This is a genomic window from Streptomyces sp. SJL17-4 (genome assembly GCF_036826855.1).
Taxonomy (GTDB): Bacteria; Actinomycetota; Actinomycetes; order Streptomycetales; family Streptomycetaceae; genus Streptomyces.
The window spans coordinates 6019899-6035915 of record NZ_CP104578.1; the positions used below are offsets into that span (position 1 = coordinate 6019899).

Below are 16017 nucleotides of genomic sequence, written 5' to 3' on the forward strand. Positions count from 1 at the left end.
GGCGCAGGGGCCTTTTGGCGTTTCCGCAGTAAGCCGGACGGTCAGCCGAGCGACGACAAGGCGGATGTCACGAGCGAGCGTGCGGCCGCTCCCCGTGCCGCCCCTTGCGACAGTCGGTCGAAGGCTCGTGCATACAGCTCGACTTGGCTTGGCTGCGTCAGCGTGGACGCGGCGTCCAGAGTGTCCGCGTGCACCCTCGTGTCGTCAAAGATGGTGAAGGTCGGCATGGGCCACACGGTTCGCTGCGTCGAGAACGGGACGATGCCCACGGCCGCGTTCTGGAGGTCCATGACCGCCAAGAGGTGACCGAGCTGCGCCGCCATCGTCTCGACGGTGCACAGCCGGTAACGCAGGACCGATTCCTCCAGGACGAACGAGAATCGGTGCGCCGCGTTGTTCAGCACCGCATTCCGCCTCATGCGGACCTTGACGGCCTCTGCCACGTCATCCGGTGTTCCACGGAAGTCTGCGATGGACGACAGGAGCGCAGTCGCGTACCCGGGTGTCTGGAGGAAGCCAGGGATCACGTCGGAGACGTAGACGCGGAAGAGGTGTGTGCGCCGGTAGAGGCTCTCCGTGGATTCCTGCACGTGCCGTAGGCCGCCTCGCTGGAGGCGTTTCCATTGGATGTGGGCATCCGCGGACTGCCTGTTCGCCGCTATGAGATCCGGCGCCTGGTCGTCGGCTCCACACGCCCGGCACCATGCCCGAATGTCGGCGTCGGACGGAGGGGTCTTGGCGTTGCCGATGCGCGACACCTTCGAGTCCGACCAGCGGAGCCTGACGGCCAGCTCCCGCCCGCTGATTCCGGCGTCCCTGCGTAGCTCGCGTAGCCGGCCCGCGAGTGCTTCACGAGCCTGCTGGACGCTCGATGAGGGGTGTGGGGGCATGGAGCTGGCTGTCCTCAGATCGCGTACAGGTGGTGCGGGACGGCCCGGTCCCAGACGGTTTCGAAGGCCGATGCGCAGAGTTTCACCGTCGCCGGGTCGTCCGTGATCTCGTCCTCCACCACCGCACCGTCGCCGGAGAAGTGGTGCACGCGCAGGAGTTCGCCGTCGAAGAGCCAGAAGTCATTGCCGGGGAGGCCGATGTCCGTGGCCCTGCGGCGCGGCAGCCATCGGATGTCCTCGCCGGCCGTGACGTTGGCGTGCGTGACGTAGTGCTCCCACCGGATGTACTCCGTCACGGGTTCGGAGACGATCCGGGCGCGACGGATCGACACCCCTCGCGCCACGGTGTCCGTGATCAACTGGTCGTACGGGTGCCACCAGGACGCGCGGTCGTCCCAGACGATGCGCTCGCCGCGCTTCCATGCCTCGAATCTGTCGGTGGACGCGTACGAGTCACGCATCTCCAGGTGCACGGCGGACCGCTCGCACCTACCCAACAGCTCAGCGAAGCTGGGCACGCTCGACGGCATCGCACGCCTCCCGGATCATCGGAATCATGCGGGCCGGAATCCTGACGATGGCCTCGCTGTCGGGAACCGGTCCGTTCGCGGGGCTGCTCGCCTCGCACTGGGCCTGAGTCTCGCTGTCCGGCTTCCAGCCTTGCTACAAGATCTCCTGAGCTTCCGCGTCCGCCCACACCGTCGGGCAGTGATCGCGGTCGGTGTTCGGGTCGATGCCTACGAACTCTACGGCCATGGCTGACTCCCTGGTCCAGGTGATTGCGTGGGCTTGCATGAACCATGCCGACCTGCACTCGGAGCGTCAATGCGCGAATGAGACAAGTGATTTGGCATGCAAACTCGTGCAATTTCGTGGAGCTTCGGTCGGGTGTCTTCCTAGCGTCCTCGGCAAGGAACGCAGGCGGACGGACTGAGGGGACGACGACATGCCCGGCAAGGCTCAGGAACGCGAAACGGACGCACGGCAGTGGGAGTACACGACCTACGCCCCTTCGGGCGAGGCGTGTCCCGCCTGCAAGAAGCCGATCGCATCGCTCGAACGCTGCCGCAGGGGAACGCTGCGCGAGCCGTCTCAGCCCGACAAGGCCGTCTACCAGCACGTGAAGTGCCCCGCGTGATCGGCCCGGAAGACATCGGCCGGCGCGTCGAGGACGGTGCGGGAAGGGTCGGCATCCTGCGTGACGTGATCCGGGACTACGAGGATTCCGCCGAGTTGCCCAGTGAGCGGCGGAAGCGCCCCATGGCCTTCCTGTGGCCCGAGCGCGGCGGGAGGGAGTGGCTCGTCCCGCCCGACCATGTTCGGCGTGCGTAGTTGGGCATGGGCCAACGGCGTGGGCTGACGGCTTCTAGGCTGGTTAGTCGTAGCGGTACTCGCCGATCAAGCTCTATGTGAGTGGCTTGACCCATTCGTTGATCTTCACGATGCTCATGAAGGGCAGGATATGACTCCCGGTCCCACCGCCTTCGAGGCGGACGCGATACAGGCTCTCGCCGCGCGCTGGTTGCCCTGTCTGGGGGATGACGACTTCGTCTGTTCCCCGGTGGGGCTGTGGGTGGCGCTTGCCGCTGTGGCCTCTGGGGCCCGGGGGCGGACCGCCGAGGAGTTGCGGGGGCTGCTCGGGGTCGACGGGGAGGCGGCCGCCGGGGTGGTGACCGTGGTCGGGCGGCGGCTCGCGGCGACGGACGGGGTCGCGGCGGCGACCGGCGTGTGGAGCAGGGTGCCGGTGCTCGACGTCTTTCGACGCGGTCTGCCGGATGTGGGGTTCGGGGTGCTGCGCGGAGCACCGGCCTGGTTCGAGCTGCCCGACGAGGTGCTCGGAGCGACGGACGACGTGTCCCTGGGGGAGATTCCCCCCGTCGCCCAGGACGAACTCGACGACTGGATAGGGCGAGCCACCGGCGGGCGCGTCCCCCGGCTGCCGCTCGGGCTCGACGGCTCCGAGGACCTGGTCCTGGTCAACGCCCTTGCCCTGAAGGCCTCCTGGCTGACCGCCTTCCCCGCGCACCTCACCCGCGACGAGCCCTTCACCGACGGCCACGGCCACACCCGGCCCGTACCGACCATGCGGCAGCGGATTCCGGCCGATCGGGTCTGGTCCGTCGACGGGGTCACCGTCGTGGAACTGCCGTGCGCGGGTGACGAGGCCGCCCGGGTGCGGTTCGCTCTCGGCCGGCCCGGCGCCGGGCCGGCCGACGTGCTGCCCGCCGCCTGGGCCGGGCCCGCGGCACGGACGCCGCTCGCCGCGGACGCGGCCGACCTCACGCTGCCGCGCTTCACTCTCCGTACGAAGTCCGAGGCCGACGCCCATCTGGCGGCGCTCGGCATCAGCCGGGCGTTGCGGCCCGTGGCGGACTTCTCGGGCCTGTCCCCGGCCGGTCTCCACGTCTCCAAGGTGGTGCAGGAGGTGATCGTCGAGGTTGCCGAGGAGGGTGTGGAGGCGGCCGCCGCTACCCAGGTGACGATGACGCGCGGCGCGGCCCCGGCCCGCCACGAGGTCGTGGAGCGCGTCGCATTCGACCGCCCCTTCGGTGTGGTCGTCATGGACACCACGGGTGAGCTCCCCCTCTTCGCCGGCTGGCGGCAGAGCGCACCGGCCGGGGCCGGAGCCCGGTAGCCCGTCGCGAGACGGTCCGTTCTGTTAGGGTGGTTCGCATGAGTTCCGTCATCCACAACTGGCAGGCGTGCAGGACCCGTTCGGGGTGCTGACCGCGGTGCCGGCCTGCGTCCGGCGCCCGGACCGGCTTCCGCCGTTCGCCGTCCACCGTTCGCCTGATGATGACGAGGAATCCCACCATGCGCGCACACTCGCGCCCCACTTTCGTATGCGTCCACGGCGGCGCCAGCAACGCACGGGCCTGGGGCCCGCTGCAGAACGAGCTGGCGCTGCTCGGTCACCGCTCCTACGCCGTCGACCTGCCCGGACACGGCGACCGGGCCGACGGGCCCGCCGCCTACTACCGGCAGCCCCAGGACCTGACCGCGCTGGCCGTCGCCCCGTCCCCGATGAGCGGCGTCACGCTGCGGGACAACGTGCGGCACGTCACGGACGTCCTTCGGCGACTGGCCCCGCTGGGGCCCGTCGTGCTGGTCGGCCACAGCCTCGGCGGTCTGACGATCAGTGCCGTCGCCGACGCCGTACCGGATCTGGTGGACCGGGTGGTCTACCTCTCCGCGCTCTGTCTCGCCGACCCGTCGATGCTCACCGGGGCATGGGACGTGGCCGACGAGAACCTGCTCGACGCGGCGGTGGCGCGGATCGCCGTGCCGCTCACCGGCGAGGCCGCCGAACCGGGCGTGGTCCGGCTGAACTGGCGGGCGGCCCACGCCGATCCCGCCGTGTTCGCCGAGCTGAAGGCCGCCGTCATGGCCGACTCCACCGACCACTCGTTCGGAGCGCTGCTCGACACCCTGGACCCGGACGAGAACTACGGGGTGCTGGAGCCGGGGGCGTTGGTCACGGCGGAGCGCTGGGGCCGGGTCCCGCACACGTACGTCCGGCTCTCCCGGGATGCGGGCATCACCCCGGCGGTGCAGGACCACATGATCGGCAAGGCCGACGAGCTGACCCCGGACAACCCCTTCGAGGTGCACACCCTGGACAGCTCGCACGTCGGCTACTTCAGCCGTCCCGAGCCCTTCGCGGAGCTGCTGGCCCGGCTCGTCTGACGTGCCACGGGTACTGCCCCCGGCGCCGGGGGCAGTACCCATGGGGGTGTCCTAGCTCACCACGCGAGCCAGCAGCAGTCCGTCGTAGCCCTTCGTACCCACCGTCTGGACGGCCGTCGCGTCCAGGCGGGGTTCGGCGGCGACGAGGTCGAAGAGTTCACGGGTGCCGGTGATCGCCGGGTCGTCCGGGTCCGGGGTGGTGATCTTGCCGCCCCGCACCACGTTGTCGACGATGATCACCGTGCCGGGGCGGGAGAGCTTCAGGGCCCACTCCACATAGCGCGGGTTGTTGACCTTGTCGGCGTCGATGAAGACCAGGTCGAACGGGCCCGCGCCCTCCGCCTCCAGCTGCGGAAGGGTGTCCAGGGCCGCGCCCGTACGGACCTCGACGAGCTTGTCCAGGCCGGCGTGGGCGATGTTGGCGCGGGCGACGTCCGCGTGTGCCGGGTTGTACTCGAGGGTGATGAGCCGGCCGTCGGCGGGCAGGGCGCGGGCCAGCCAGATCGTGCTGTAGCCGCCGAGGGTGCCGATCTCCAGGATGTTCCGGGCGCCCTGCATGTGGGCGAGCAGGTGGAGCAGCTTGCCCTGGTTGGGGGCGACGGCGATCTCGGGCAGTCCGGCCGCCGCGGAGGCGCTGAGCGCGGCGGTCAGCGCCTCGTCGGCGGGGGAGATCGTCTCTGTGAAGTAGGCGTCGACCGCGTTCCATTGATGGTTCGTCATGCGGCCGAACGTACACCGCCGTCGACCGGCGGGCGGCGCCTTGTCACCCGTACGACCAGGAGCGTCGTGAGGGTGGCGAGGAGCAGACCGCCGCCGACCGTCAGCAGCCACGCGGGGATTCCGCCGCCCACGGTCAGCAGCCGGTCGGTGTACTCGACCTGCCGGTACGGGGTGTCGGCGACGGCCCGCAGATGGTGGTCGTCGTCGATCCGCTCCGGGTGCGGGAACTCCTGCTCCAGGACGGTGAGATGGACCGGCCGGTCCCCGGTGAGCCGGGCGACCGCGCCGTCGGGCCGCTCGATCCGGCCCGCGAAGGTCACCTCGGGGGCGTCGCCGCCGATGGGGGAGCGGGGTTCCATGCGGTGCTCGGACAGGATGGAGAGGCCGAGGGTCTGGGCGGTCTTCGCGAGGCGCGAAAGCCGCATGGGGTAGACGAGTTCGGTGGAGGCGAAGGTGATGCGGAGGGGGGTCAGCTCGCCCTGGAGGACACCGTCCTTCTCCTCGGGTGCGAGGCGGACGGCGACGTACTCCCACTTCCGTTCCACGTACGGCTGGAGCGCGTCGGTCAGCCGCTCGGGCAGCTCGAAGCCGTTGGCGCGCAGCCAGGTGCCGAGGGCCTTCGGGTCGGTCGCGGTCAGCCGGGCGACGTCGAAGGGGCCGAGCCGTTCGCGGCCGACGACGCCGACACCGCCCGCGCCGGGCGGCGGAGCCCCGGCCCCGTCCCCGTAGTCGAGGTCGAACGGCCAGTCGCCCTCGCGCGGCCAGAAGTGGAAGCGGTCGCGCTGCTCGGGTTCGGTGAGCCGGTCGAGCGCGTCGAAGAGTTCCGGTTCGCCGAGGGTGACGTCCGCGCGGTGCGGTACGGGCATGATCCAGGCGGCGTTCCGGGCGTTGCCGTGGACGTTGAAGCGCATGACGACGGTCTCGGTGCGGCCGTCCCAGTGGACGGCCGACTCCTCGCGGTCGACGCCGATGCGCTGGTCCTTGGTCGGGATCATGGCGCCGCAGCCGCAGGCGTACGCCGGTGCGACGAGCGAGCCGAGCTGGAGCGCGAGCAGCGCGACGATGGTGGTGAGAATTCTGTGTGTCCCCCGCATGCGGGGTGGGACGCGCCGGGTGTCGTTCCGGTTCCCCGGTGGGATTCCGGTTCCGGGGCCGCCCCACCCCCTGTGTCTCACGCCCCGGCGCGGACCCGGAGTTCCTTCACCCCGTTCAGCCAGGCGGCCCGCAGCCGGCGCGGTTCGCCGGCGAGGGTCAGGTCGGGCAGGGCGTCCGCGACCGCGTTGAAGATCAGCTCGATCTCCTTGATGGCGAGTGACTTGCCCAGGCAGAAGTGGGGTCCGCCGCCGCCGAAGCCGAGGTGCGGGTTCGGGTCCCGGGTGATGTCGAAGCGTTCGGGGTCGGTGAAGACCTCGGGGTCGTTGTTGGCGGAGGAGTAGAAGAGGCCGACGCGGTCGCCCTTGGCGATCTTCTGACCGCCGAGTTCGGTGTCCTGGGTCGCGGTCCGCTGGAAGGAGACGACGGGGGTGGCCCAGCGCACGATCTCCTCGGCGGCGGTCGCCGGCCGTTCCCGTTTGAAGAGTTCCCACTGATCGGGGTGGGTGAGGAAGGCGTGCATGCCGTGGCTGATGGCGTTGCGGGTGGTCTCGTTCCCGGCGACGGCGAGCAGCAGGACGAAGAAGCCGAACTCGTCGGAGGAGAGGTTGCCCTCGCCCTCGGCGGCGACCAGTTGGCTGACGATGTCGGCGGCGGGGCACTCCTTGCGGGCGGCGGCCATGTTCATCGAGTAGCCGATGAGTTCCATGGCGGCCTCGGCGCCGATCTCCTCGGTGATGGCGTACTCGGGGTCGTCGTACGCGACCATCTTGTTCGACCAGTCGAAGATCCGGGAACGGTCCTCCTGGGGGACGCCGATGAGTTCGGCGATGGCCTGGAGGGGGAGTTCGACGGCGACCTTGGTGACGAAGTCGAAGGTGCCGTCGGCGTCCGCGGCGCGCCTGGCCTCGTCGACGATGGCGTGGGCGCGGTCGCGCAGGGCCGTCTCCAGGTTCCGGATCGCCCGGGGGGTGAAGCCGCGCTGGACGATCTGGCGGACCCGGGTGTGCTCGGGCGGGTCCATGTTGAGCATGATCAGCTTCTGGACCTCGATCTGGTCCCGGGTGATGTGCTCGTTGAAGCGGATGACGGCCGTGTTCTCGTTCGAGGAGAACAACTCGGGGTGCGTGGAGACGTACTTGACGTCCGCGTGGCGCGTGACGGCCCAGTACCCGCCGTCCGCGAAGCCCGTGACGCCGGGCGGCTGGGCGCACCACCAGACGGGGGCCGTCTGCCGCAGCCGGGCGAACTCCGGGAAGGGGACGCGGTCGCGGAGCAGATCGGGGTCGGTGGCGTCGAACCCCTCGGGAAGACGTCCGGTGGGGAGATGGGGGCAGGCGGCCATCGGCAACACTCTCCAAATCTGATGGACCATCAGAAGTTGCCGGGAAAGTTAGTAACGAGTTCTACAAGTAGCAAGGGTTGGAACGGGAAGTGTTGCCTCCCGGACCCTTGCGTACCCGCGGTAGCAGTCATAAGACTGCACAGAGAACTAGAACGCGTACTAGTTCCCCGTGACGCCGACCGACGGGCTGCCGGGACGCCCCGTCCGGTCGAGGAGAGGACGAGCTCATGGCCGCGGAACCCGTCATCGTCGAAGCCGTACGCACCCCCATCGGCAAGCGCGGAGGCGCGCTCGCCAACCTCCATCCCGCCTACCTCCTGGGCGAGACCTACCGCGAACTCCTCGGACGCACCGGCATCCACGCCGACTGCGTCGAGCAGATCGTCGGCGGTACGGTCACCCACGCCGGCGAGCAGTCCATGAACCCGGCCCGCACGGCCTGGCTCACCATGGGCCTCCCCTACGAGACGGCCGCCACCACCGTCGACTGCCAGTGCGGCTCCTCGCAGCAGGCGAGCCACATGGTCGCCAACATGGTCGCGGCGGGCGTCATCGACATCGGGATCAGCTGCGGTGTCGAGGCCATGTCCCGCGTGCCGCTCGGCTCCGGGTCCAAGCACGGCCCCGGCAAGCCCTTCCCCGACGAGTGGAACGTCGATCTGCCCAACCAGTTCGAGGCCGCCGAGCGCATCGCCCGCCACCGCGGCCTCACCCGCGAACGCGTCGACTCCCTCGGCCTGCTCTCCCAGGAGCGCGCCGCGAACGCCTGGGCCGAGGAGCGCTTCAAGCGCGAGACCTTCGCCGTCCAGGTCCCCACCACCGAGGAGGAGCAGGCCGCCGGGCAGGGCATGTGGCGGCTCGTCGACCGCGACGAGGGCCTGCGCGACACCACCATGGAGGGCCTCGCCCGCCTCAAGCCCGTCATGCCGACCGCCGTCCACACCGCCGGGAACTCCTCCCAGATCTCCGACGGCGCCGCCGCGATCATGTGGGCCTCCAAGCGCATGGCCCGTGCCCTCAAGCTGAAGCCCCGCGCCCGGATCGTCGCCCAGGCCCTGGTCGGCGCCGACCCGCACTTCCACCTCGACGGACCGATCGACGCGACGCGTGCCGTCCTCGGCAAGGCCGGGATGTCGCTCCGGGACATCGACCTCGTGGAGATCAACGAGGCCTTCGCGTCGGTGGTGCTGAGCTGGGCGCAGGTCTTCGACCAGGACCTGGAGAAGGTCAACGTCAACGGGGGCGCCATCGCCCTCGGCCACCCCGTCGGGGCGACCGGGGCCCGGCTGATCACCACCGCCCTGCACGAGCTGGAACGCACCGGCAAGGAGTTCGCGCTGATCACGATGTGCGCGGGCGGGGCGGTGGCGACCGGGACGATCATTCAGCGGCTGTAGAGGCGGCGGAACCGGCTGAACCGGCGGAACCGGCTGCGGGAAAAACGCCGCAGGCCCCGCCCTCCCTGACGGGAGGCGGGGCCTTGCGGGTGTGCGCTGTGCGGCGGTGACTCTTAGTACCAGCCGTTGGCCTGCCAGAACGCCCAGGCGGCGTTCGGGGAGCCGTAGCGCTCGTTCATGTAGTTGAGGCCCCACTTGATCTGGGTGGCGGGGTTCGTCTTCCAGTCGGAACCGGCCGAGGACATCTTCGAGGCCGGGAGGGCCTGGACGAGACCGTAGGCGCCGCTGGAGGAGTTGGTCGCCTTGTGGTTCCAGTGCGACTCGTGCTCCACGATCTTGCTGAAGGACGCGTACTGCGAGGCCGGGACGATCTCCCGGGCGAGCTCCTGCGGGCTGGCGGCCGAGGCGGCGCCCGTCGTGCCCAGCACCGCACCCGACGCACCCAGCAGCACGGCTGCGGAGGCGGCGAAGGTCTTCTTGCGGGCGGCGACACGAGTGGTGATCGAGCGGATCAAGGTTTCTACCTAACTTCGGGAACAAGGGCTGCGTCAGGCGATTTCGGCAAGCCGGAACCAGAGCCGGGGGAACCCGGGAACTGGAGGGAACCGGCCGTCCGAGGCGCCGTGGTGAGCACCGGCTGCCTGGCGACGTCCACCAGACAACCAGGGCTGGAACGCCGATGCAACGACCCCCTGTACGAGGAAGGTTCGGACGTCAGGTGAAGGGCCCGGGGGCTGGGTGTGGGACGTTTCCGCAGGTCATGTGCCGTGATGGGCGGTTTGTGCGGGTACCGCCCCGCTACTATTCCGGCTCGTACGTGACGTAGGTCCTGTGGGGCGGCTCACCCGGGGAGGGCTTCTCGGGGCCCTCGAATGTGACCTGGGCCTCGAAGTTCGCCCGCCGCGTCGCCCGCCGCAGCGCCTTCAGGAGCGTCCCGCCGATGGTCACGGTGAGGACGACGGTGAGAACGGCCCGTCCCAGGTCCCAGCCGAGGGAGGTGGCGGTGATGTAGGCGAGGAAACGGACCAGGTTCTCGTGCAGCGGGGCGCCCGGCTGGAACGAGACACCGCTGCTCAGGCCCTGGAGCAGCACCCAGCCCTGCAGATTCATGATCGTGCCGTACGCGAACGCCGCCACGAAGCCGTACGCCGAGAGCATCAGCAGCTCACCCCGGCCCCGCAGCCGGCCCGGCCGGGGCAGCAGCCCGGCGCCCATCGTGAACCAGCCCATCGACAGCATCTGGAACGGCATCCACGGCCCCACACCCCCCGTGAGCAGGGCCGACGCGAACATCGTCACCGCGCCGAGGACGAAGCCGAAGCCCGGCCCGAGGACCCGGCCGCTCAGCACCATCAGGAAGAACATCGGCTCCAGACCGGCCGTCCCCGCGCCCAGCGGCCGCAGGGCCGCGCCGACGGCGGCCAGCACGCCCAGCATCGCCACCGCCTTCGCGTCCATCCCGCAGTCCGCGATCGTCGCCACGACCACCGCGACGAGGAGCGGCAGCAGCGCCGCGAACAGCCACGGCGCGTCCCCGGCGTGCGAGGTCACGGCGGAGCCGGCGTCCGCGAAGAGGGGCCAGCAGAAGGCGAACAGCCCGATGAGGGAGACGAGGGCCAGGGCGGCGACGGAGCGGGGCCCCAGCCGGACCGCGCGGACCGGGCGGACCGGGCGCGTACTCACAGCGCCGCCTCCACCTGTTCGACCGTGAGCCACGGCTGCGGGGCCAGGATCTTCGCCACCTGCGGCGAGAACGACGGGGAGGAGACGACGACCTCGGCCGTCGGCCCGTCCGCCACCACCTCGCCGTCGGCGATGATCACCACCCGGTGCGCCAGCTCGGCCGCCAGCTCCACGTCGTGCGTCGCGAGCACGATCGCGTGTCCGTCGGCGGCGAGGGTACGGAGATGGGCGACGAGCCGCGCCTTCGCCGCGTAGTCCAGGCCGCGGGTCGGCTCGTCCAGGAGGAGCAGGGGCGGGCGGCCGGTCAGGACGACGGCGAGCGCGAGTGCCAGCCGCTGGCCCTCCGACAGGTCCCGGGGGTGGGTGTCGTCCGCGACGCCCGGCAGCAGCTCGGACACCAGCGCCCGGCAGGTCCCGGGCGCCGCGCCCGCGTCCCCGTCGGCCGCCGCGCACTCGGCGGCGACGGTGTCCGCGTACAGCAGGTCGCGCGGCTCCTGCGGAACCAGGCCGACCTGGCGGATCAGCTCGCGGGGGCTGGTGGTGTGCGGGGTCCGGCCCGCGACGCGGACGGTGCCGGAGGTCGGGGCGATCATGCCGACGAGGGTGGAGAGGAGGGTGGACTTGCCGGCGCCGTTGCGGCCCATGAGGGCGAGGGTCTCGCCCGCCTGGACCTGGAGGTCGATGCGGCGGAGGGCTTCGACGCGGCCACGGCGGACGCCGAGGCGTTCGGTGAGGACGAGGGGGGCCGTGGTGGGGCCCGGTGCGTGGGGGCGGCGCCGCTTGAAGAGGGACTGCGCGGAAAGCCGGCCCGCCGGGCGAAGGTTCAGCCCGTCCGGCGTTCGAGGACCGGGGTCCGGGGCGGAGCCCCGGTTACGGGAAGGGGCGGGGTGGGGAAAGAGCCCCGCAGGGCCCCCGGGAACCCGCCCCTCCAGCCGCGCCTTCAACCCGCCCGCCCGCCGCCGCGCGTCCCGCACCGTCATCGGCAACGGATCCCACCCCGCCAGCCGACCCAGCCCCACCACCGGCGGATGCACCGGCGACACCGCCATGATCTCGGCCGGCGGGCCCATCACGCCGTCCGGCAGCAGCAGCACCTGGTCCGCGTACTGCACCACCCGCTCCAGCCGGTGCTCCGCGAGCAGCACCGTCGTCCCCAGGTCGTGCACCAGCCGTTGCAGCACCGCCAGGACGTCCTCCGCCGCCGACGGGTCCAGCGCGGACGTCGGCTCGTCCAGGACCAGGACCTTCGGGTGCGGGGTCAGGACCGAGCCGATCGCGACCCGCTGGCGCTGGCCCCCGGAGAGCGTCGCGATCGGGCGGTCGCGGAGTTCCGCGAGGCCGAGCAGGTCCAGGGTCTCCTCGACCCGGCGCCGCATGGCGCCCGGCGCGAGGCCCAGGGACTCCATGCCGTACGCCAGCTCGTCCTCGACCGTGTCGGTGACGAAGTGCGCGGACGGGTCCTGGCCGACCGTGCCCACCAGGTCCGCCAGCTCGCGCGGCGGATGGGTGCGGGTGTCGCGGCCGTCGACCGTGACCCGGCCGGTCAGGGTGCCGCCCGTGAAGTGGGGGACGAGGCCGGAGACCGCGCCGAGGAGGGTCGACTTGCCGACGCCGGAGGGGCCGACGAGCAGCACCAGCTCCCCCTCGGGGACGGTGAGGTCCAGGCCCTTCAGGGTGGGCCTGGCGTCCTCCCCGTACCTCACCGAGACGTTCTCGAAGCGGATCACGCCTTCTCCTTCGAAGCGGGAGCGGGTACGGGAGCGGGTACGGGTAGGGGAGCGGGTACGGGTACGGGAGCCACGAACGCCGGCACCAGACCTACCAGGACCGACACCGCAGGCCAGAGCGGCAGCTCCGGCGCCTCCAGCGGTACGACCCCGGGGTGCAGCGCCTCCGGCGCGTACGCGTTCGCCCAGATCATCAGGACCGCCACCGTCACCCCCGAGCCCGCGACCAGCCAGGCCCGCACCCCCCAGCGGTCCGGCCGGTACCGGGTGCGGACCGTGCGGCGCCCGCCGAGCCGCAGCCCCGCCATGGCCGCGAGCAGCCCGGCGCCGAGCAGCGGCAGCCCGTATCCCGCGCCCTCCGCCGCGAGGAGCCCGTACGATCCGGCGCAGATTCCGAGCAGTCCGCCCAGGGTCAGGACGTTCGTGGTGCGGCGTACCGAGGCCGGGACCTGCGCCGTACGGCCGTACCCGCGCGCGTCCATCGACGCAGCGACCGCGATCGACCGCTCCAGGGCCCCCTCCAGGACCGGCAGACCGATCTGGAGCACCGCCCGCACCCCGCCGGTGGGGCGGCCGCGCAGGCGTCGGGCGGTACGCAGCCGCACCACGTCCGCGACCATGTTCGGCGCGAACGTCATCGCGACGACGACGGCGACCCCGGCCTCGTACAGCGCGCCCGGCAGCGACTTGAGCAGCCGCGCCGGGTTGGCGAGCGAGTTCGCCGCGCCCACGCAGATCAGCAGGGTCGCCAGCTTCGCGCCGTCGTACAGCGCGAACACCAGCTGCTCGGCCGTCACCCGCCCCCCGATCCGTACCCCCTGCGCCCACTCGGGCAGCGGCACCTCGGGCAGCGTGAACAGCATGTGGGTCCCCGGGATCGGGGAGCCGAGCAGCAGCGAGAACACGACCCGCAGGAAGACGACGAACAGACCGAGCTTCACGAACGCGCCGTACGAGCGCGCCCAGGGCGCGTCCGTACGCCGGGCCGCCACGACATAGCCCGCGACCCCCACCAGCAGACCGAGCAGGAGCGGGTTGGTCGTGCGCGAGGCGGCCACGGCCAGGCCGAGCGCCCACACCCACCACGCACCGGCGTGCAGGGCGTTGGACCGGCTCGCCTCCGGGGCGCGGAGGACGGAACTCACCTTCATACGGGGCTCGTCTTCGTCTTCGTACAGGGCCTACCCGGGCTCATCTGCGGCGGCGGGCCTTCCAGATCGCCGCCCCGCCCAGGGCCAGCACGGCCGCCCCGCCGGCGAGCACGCCGAAGGACGGGCCCCCGCCCCCCTCGCGGGCGGACGCCGACGCGTCGCTCGGCGCGGCCGCCGCCGGGGTCCTCCCGGTCTCGCCGGCATCCCCGGTCTCGCCGGCATCCCCGCTCTCGCCGGTCTCGCCGCTCTCCGCGACCGGCTCGCCGCAGCCCCGCGCCGGGTAGCCGGCGATCCCGCACAGCATCGCCGCGCTGTCGTACCGGAGCGGCTTCGCCACCACGGCGAGCGCGTCCGCGCCCGTCGCGTCCTCAGGGACCTGGGCGCAGCCGACCTTGATCGGCTTCGCCGGCGGGGTCTCGCCGGGCGCCGCGTCCGCCGGGCCGCCGAAGTCGACGACGACCGCGACCCGCTTCGTGCCGTCCTTCTTCTCCACGCCCCCGCAGATCCCCGAGAAGTCGGGGGCGGCGGACGGCAGCGAGGTGTCGTTCGTGCCGTTGCTGATCGCGAAGCGGAAGCCGATCGCGTCGCCGTCGGCGGGGCGGGCGGTCGCCGGACCCTGTGTGGCGTAAGCCCAGGGCTTTCCGCCGTCGCTCTCCCAGAACGACCAGTAGCGGTAACCGGAAGCCTGCGCCGGAGCCGCCGCGGCCACGACCGCGGTGAACGTCAGCAGCGCCCCGGCCGCAGCTCCCGCGACACGCGAGCCACGCCGCCCCGCACCGTTCCCGCGCGCAGCGTCCTCCCGCGCAGCAGTCTTCCGCCCCGCACCGTTCCCTCTCGCGGCGGTCACTTCTTGCGGCCGCTCACGAGGAAGCCGATGCCGACGCCGACGACCATGCCGATGCCGATGATCCACCAGATGTCGAAGCCCAGGCCGCCCTCGTCGTCACTCGTGGAGGAGGCCGAGGTGTCCGGGGTCTTCGGCGCCGGGCCGGTGGCGTTGAGCTGCTCCACCAGGTCCGCCGTACCGAACTCGCGCGGGTCCGTCTCCGTCGCCCGCGCGGCCAGGATCAGCTGCGCGTACGCGGCCGGTCCGCCCTCCTTCGCCCAGGCGGCGGAGTTCTTCTCCAGCCACTCCACGGAGGGCTTCGCCTCCTTCGCGGCGCCGGACGCGGCGAGCGCGACGACGGCGTCGGCGGTGTTGCCGACGTCGGGCTGCTCGGTGGTGTCGGTGGCACCCGGCATCGGCGGCAGGGTCAGGTGGCCCGTCTTCGCGAGGGCCTTCGCCAGGTAGGAGGCGCCGTTGAGCGCGGCCCGCTCGACCGTCGGCTTCGACAGGTCGTTGCAGACCGGCGGCTGCTCGGGCGAGGCCTTGGTGGCGACGACGCTCTTGCCGAGCCCCGCGAGGGTGGCCGCGGCGGTGGCGTCGGCGTTGGCGAGCAGCTTTCCGGCCTTGTCGGGCTGGTACGCGAACGCACCCGCGCCGTCCTTGTCCGAGCAGGGCAGCGCGAAGGTGAGGAGCGCGTCGTAGGGGGTACGGCCCTCGGCGGAGGTGAACGAGCCCGGCCGGACCCCCGTCGCGGCGAGCGCGCCGACGACGACCGAGGTGGAGTTGGCGTCACTGGCGCCGCCGGGGCTGTAGCCCCAGCCGCCGTCCTTGTTCTGCACGGTACGCAGCCAGTCGGAGCCCGCCTTGACGGCCTTGTCGATCGTCTCCGGGGAGGCGGACTGCTTCCGGACGGCGCGGAGCCCCTGCACGGCGAGGGCGGTGGCGTTGGTGTCCCGCATGGTCTTGGCGTCGCAGGCCGCCGTGGCGTCCGCGCGGTACGAGCTGAACGAGCCGTCCGCGCACTGCTGGCCGAGCAGCCAGTCCACGGCCTTGTCGGAGGGCTGGAAGTTGGTGGCGCGCTGGGCGAGGAAGGCGAGCGACTGACGCCAGACACCGTCGTACGTCGGGTCCTTCGTGCCGTACAGACCGTCCGGGATCGTGACGGCCGAGGGCGTGGGGGAGGGCGCGGCGGTGGCCGCCCCTGCCACCCCGGCCGCTCCGGTGCCGAGCAGGACGGTGGCGGCTGCGAGCGCGGTGGCGCCGCGGCGGACGGTGTTCATGGGGCCCTCTCCTGCGGCCGGGCACCGGCACGCCTCAGGGGCACCAGGCTCCGGCTCCGTATTCCTCGACGGTGCCGGCGGTCACGTCCCGGACGGGGCATTCCGACTCACGGCTCCCGGACGGGGGCCACTCACGGTTGCGGGTCAGTGCCGGAGTTCCACCGGCTTCCCCCCGTACGGGCATGATGACGACCCGGCCACTCTACCGGCCCGTACGCC

The 16017-nt window shown here is 71.8% G+C and carries 16 protein-coding genes, 1 pseudogene and 1 riboswitch; of the genes and pseudogenes, 5 read left to right on the plus strand and 12 right to left on the minus strand.

What is annotated here, in order from left to right:
- Positions 1-41: 41 nt before the first annotated feature.
- From N5875_RS27005 to N5875_RS27015, 3 genes and pseudogenes are all read right to left on the minus strand, one after another.
- Positions 42-890, minus strand: a complete 849-nt coding sequence (locus N5875_RS27005; protein WP_338496662.1) for a helix-turn-helix transcriptional regulator — start codon at positions 888-890, stop codon at positions 42-44.
- Between the two features lie 14 nt (positions 891-904).
- The gene (locus N5875_RS27010; RefSeq protein ID WP_338496664.1) at positions 905-1420 is read right to left on the minus strand and encodes a DUF6879 family protein; all 516 of its coding nucleotides are present in this window, start codon (positions 1418-1420) and stop codon (positions 905-907) included.
- Positions 1392-1646 (minus strand): annotated as a pseudogene (locus N5875_RS27015) (hypothetical protein). The gene N5875_RS27010 and the pseudogene N5875_RS27015 overlap by 29 nt, the downstream one beginning before the upstream one ends.
- 190 nt (positions 1647-1836) lie before the next feature.
- Here N5875_RS27015 and N5875_RS27020 point away from each other — a divergent pair.
- The 4 genes from N5875_RS27020 to N5875_RS27035 all read left to right on the plus strand — a co-directional run bounded on the left by N5875_RS27020 (position 1837) and on the right by N5875_RS27035 (position 4577).
- The gene (locus tag N5875_RS27020; RefSeq protein WP_338496666.1) at positions 1837-2028 is read left to right on the plus strand and encodes a hypothetical protein; all 192 of its coding nucleotides are present in this window, start codon (positions 1837-1839) and stop codon (positions 2026-2028) included.
- The gene (locus tag N5875_RS27025) at positions 2025-2222 is read left to right on the plus strand and encodes a hypothetical protein (RefSeq protein ID WP_338496668.1); all 198 of its coding nucleotides are present in this window, start codon (positions 2025-2027) and stop codon (positions 2220-2222) included. Before N5875_RS27020 ends, N5875_RS27025 begins: the two co-directional genes overlap by 4 nt.
- A gap of 130 nt (positions 2223-2352) precedes the next feature.
- Positions 2353-3525 carry a serpin family protein gene (locus N5875_RS27030; RefSeq protein WP_338496669.1) on the plus strand — a complete coding sequence of 391 codons (1173 nt, stop codon included), beginning with the start codon at positions 2353-2355 and terminating at the stop codon, positions 3523-3525.
- Between the two features lie 179 nt (positions 3526-3704).
- Complete coding sequence (locus N5875_RS27035; protein ID WP_338496670.1) at positions 3705-4577, plus strand: alpha/beta fold hydrolase; 873 nt, start codon at positions 3705-3707, stop codon at positions 4575-4577.
- 51 nt (positions 4578-4628) lie between these two features.
- Here N5875_RS27035 and N5875_RS27040 read toward each other — a convergent pair whose 3' ends face one another.
- The 3 genes from N5875_RS27040 to N5875_RS27050 all read right to left on the minus strand — a co-directional run bounded on the left by N5875_RS27040 (position 4629) and on the right by N5875_RS27050 (position 7734).
- Complete coding sequence (locus N5875_RS27040) at positions 4629-5297, minus strand: O-methyltransferase (protein ID WP_338496672.1); 669 nt, start codon at positions 5295-5297, stop codon at positions 4629-4631.
- Entirely contained in the window at positions 5294-6391 is a 1098-nt protein-coding gene (locus N5875_RS27045; RefSeq protein WP_338496674.1) for a DUF2330 domain-containing protein, read from the minus strand. The genes N5875_RS27040 and N5875_RS27045 overlap by 4 nt, the downstream gene beginning before the upstream one ends.
- Positions 6392-6468: 77 nt before the next feature.
- Positions 6469-7734: a cytochrome P450 gene (locus tag N5875_RS27050; protein ID WP_338496677.1), complete on the minus strand. Its 1266-nt coding sequence runs from the start codon at positions 7732-7734 to the stop codon at positions 6469-6471.
- A 227-nt stretch (positions 7735-7961) separates the two neighbouring features.
- On the opposite strand from N5875_RS27050, the gene N5875_RS27055 reads away from it, so the two are divergent.
- Complete coding sequence (locus tag N5875_RS27055) at positions 7962-9131, plus strand: steroid 3-ketoacyl-CoA thiolase (protein ID WP_318210977.1); 1170 nt, start codon at positions 7962-7964, stop codon at positions 9129-9131.
- 113 nt (positions 9132-9244) lie between these two features.
- On the opposite strand, the gene N5875_RS27060 is transcribed toward N5875_RS27055, so the two are convergent.
- The 6 genes from N5875_RS27060 to N5875_RS27085 all read right to left on the minus strand — a co-directional run bounded on the left by N5875_RS27060 (position 9245) and on the right by N5875_RS27085 (position 15798).
- Positions 9245-9646, minus strand: coding sequence for a transglycosylase SLT domain-containing protein (locus tag N5875_RS27060; RefSeq protein ID WP_318210976.1), 402 nt, complete (start codon positions 9644-9646; stop codon positions 9245-9247).
- Positions 9647-9932: 286 nt separating this feature from the next.
- Complete coding sequence (locus tag N5875_RS27065) at positions 9933-10814, minus strand: ECF transporter S component (RefSeq protein WP_338496681.1); 882 nt, start codon at positions 10812-10814, stop codon at positions 9933-9935.
- Positions 10811-12541, minus strand: coding sequence for an ATP-binding cassette domain-containing protein (locus N5875_RS27070; RefSeq protein ID WP_338496684.1), 1731 nt, complete (start codon positions 12539-12541; stop codon positions 10811-10813). The genes N5875_RS27065 and N5875_RS27070 overlap by 4 nt, the downstream gene beginning before the upstream one ends.
- Entirely contained in the window at positions 12538-13692 is a 1155-nt protein-coding gene (locus tag N5875_RS27075) for an energy-coupling factor transporter transmembrane component T (RefSeq protein WP_338496687.1), read from the minus strand. Before N5875_RS27075 ends, N5875_RS27070 begins: the two co-directional genes overlap by 4 nt.
- A gap of 40 nt (positions 13693-13732) precedes the next feature.
- Positions 13733-14401 (minus strand): SCO2322 family protein, encoded by a 669-nt coding sequence (locus N5875_RS27080; protein WP_338496689.1) that lies wholly within the window; start codon positions 14399-14401, stop codon positions 13733-13735.
- A gap of 134 nt (positions 14402-14535) precedes the next feature.
- Positions 14536-15798, minus strand: a complete 1263-nt coding sequence (locus N5875_RS27085) for a prenyltransferase/squalene oxidase repeat-containing protein (RefSeq protein ID WP_318210971.1) — start codon at positions 15796-15798, stop codon at positions 14536-14538.
- A gap of 95 nt (positions 15799-15893) precedes the next feature.
- Positions 15894-15970, minus strand: a riboswitch (cobalamin riboswitch).
- Between the last annotated feature and the right edge of the window lie 47 nt (positions 15971-16017).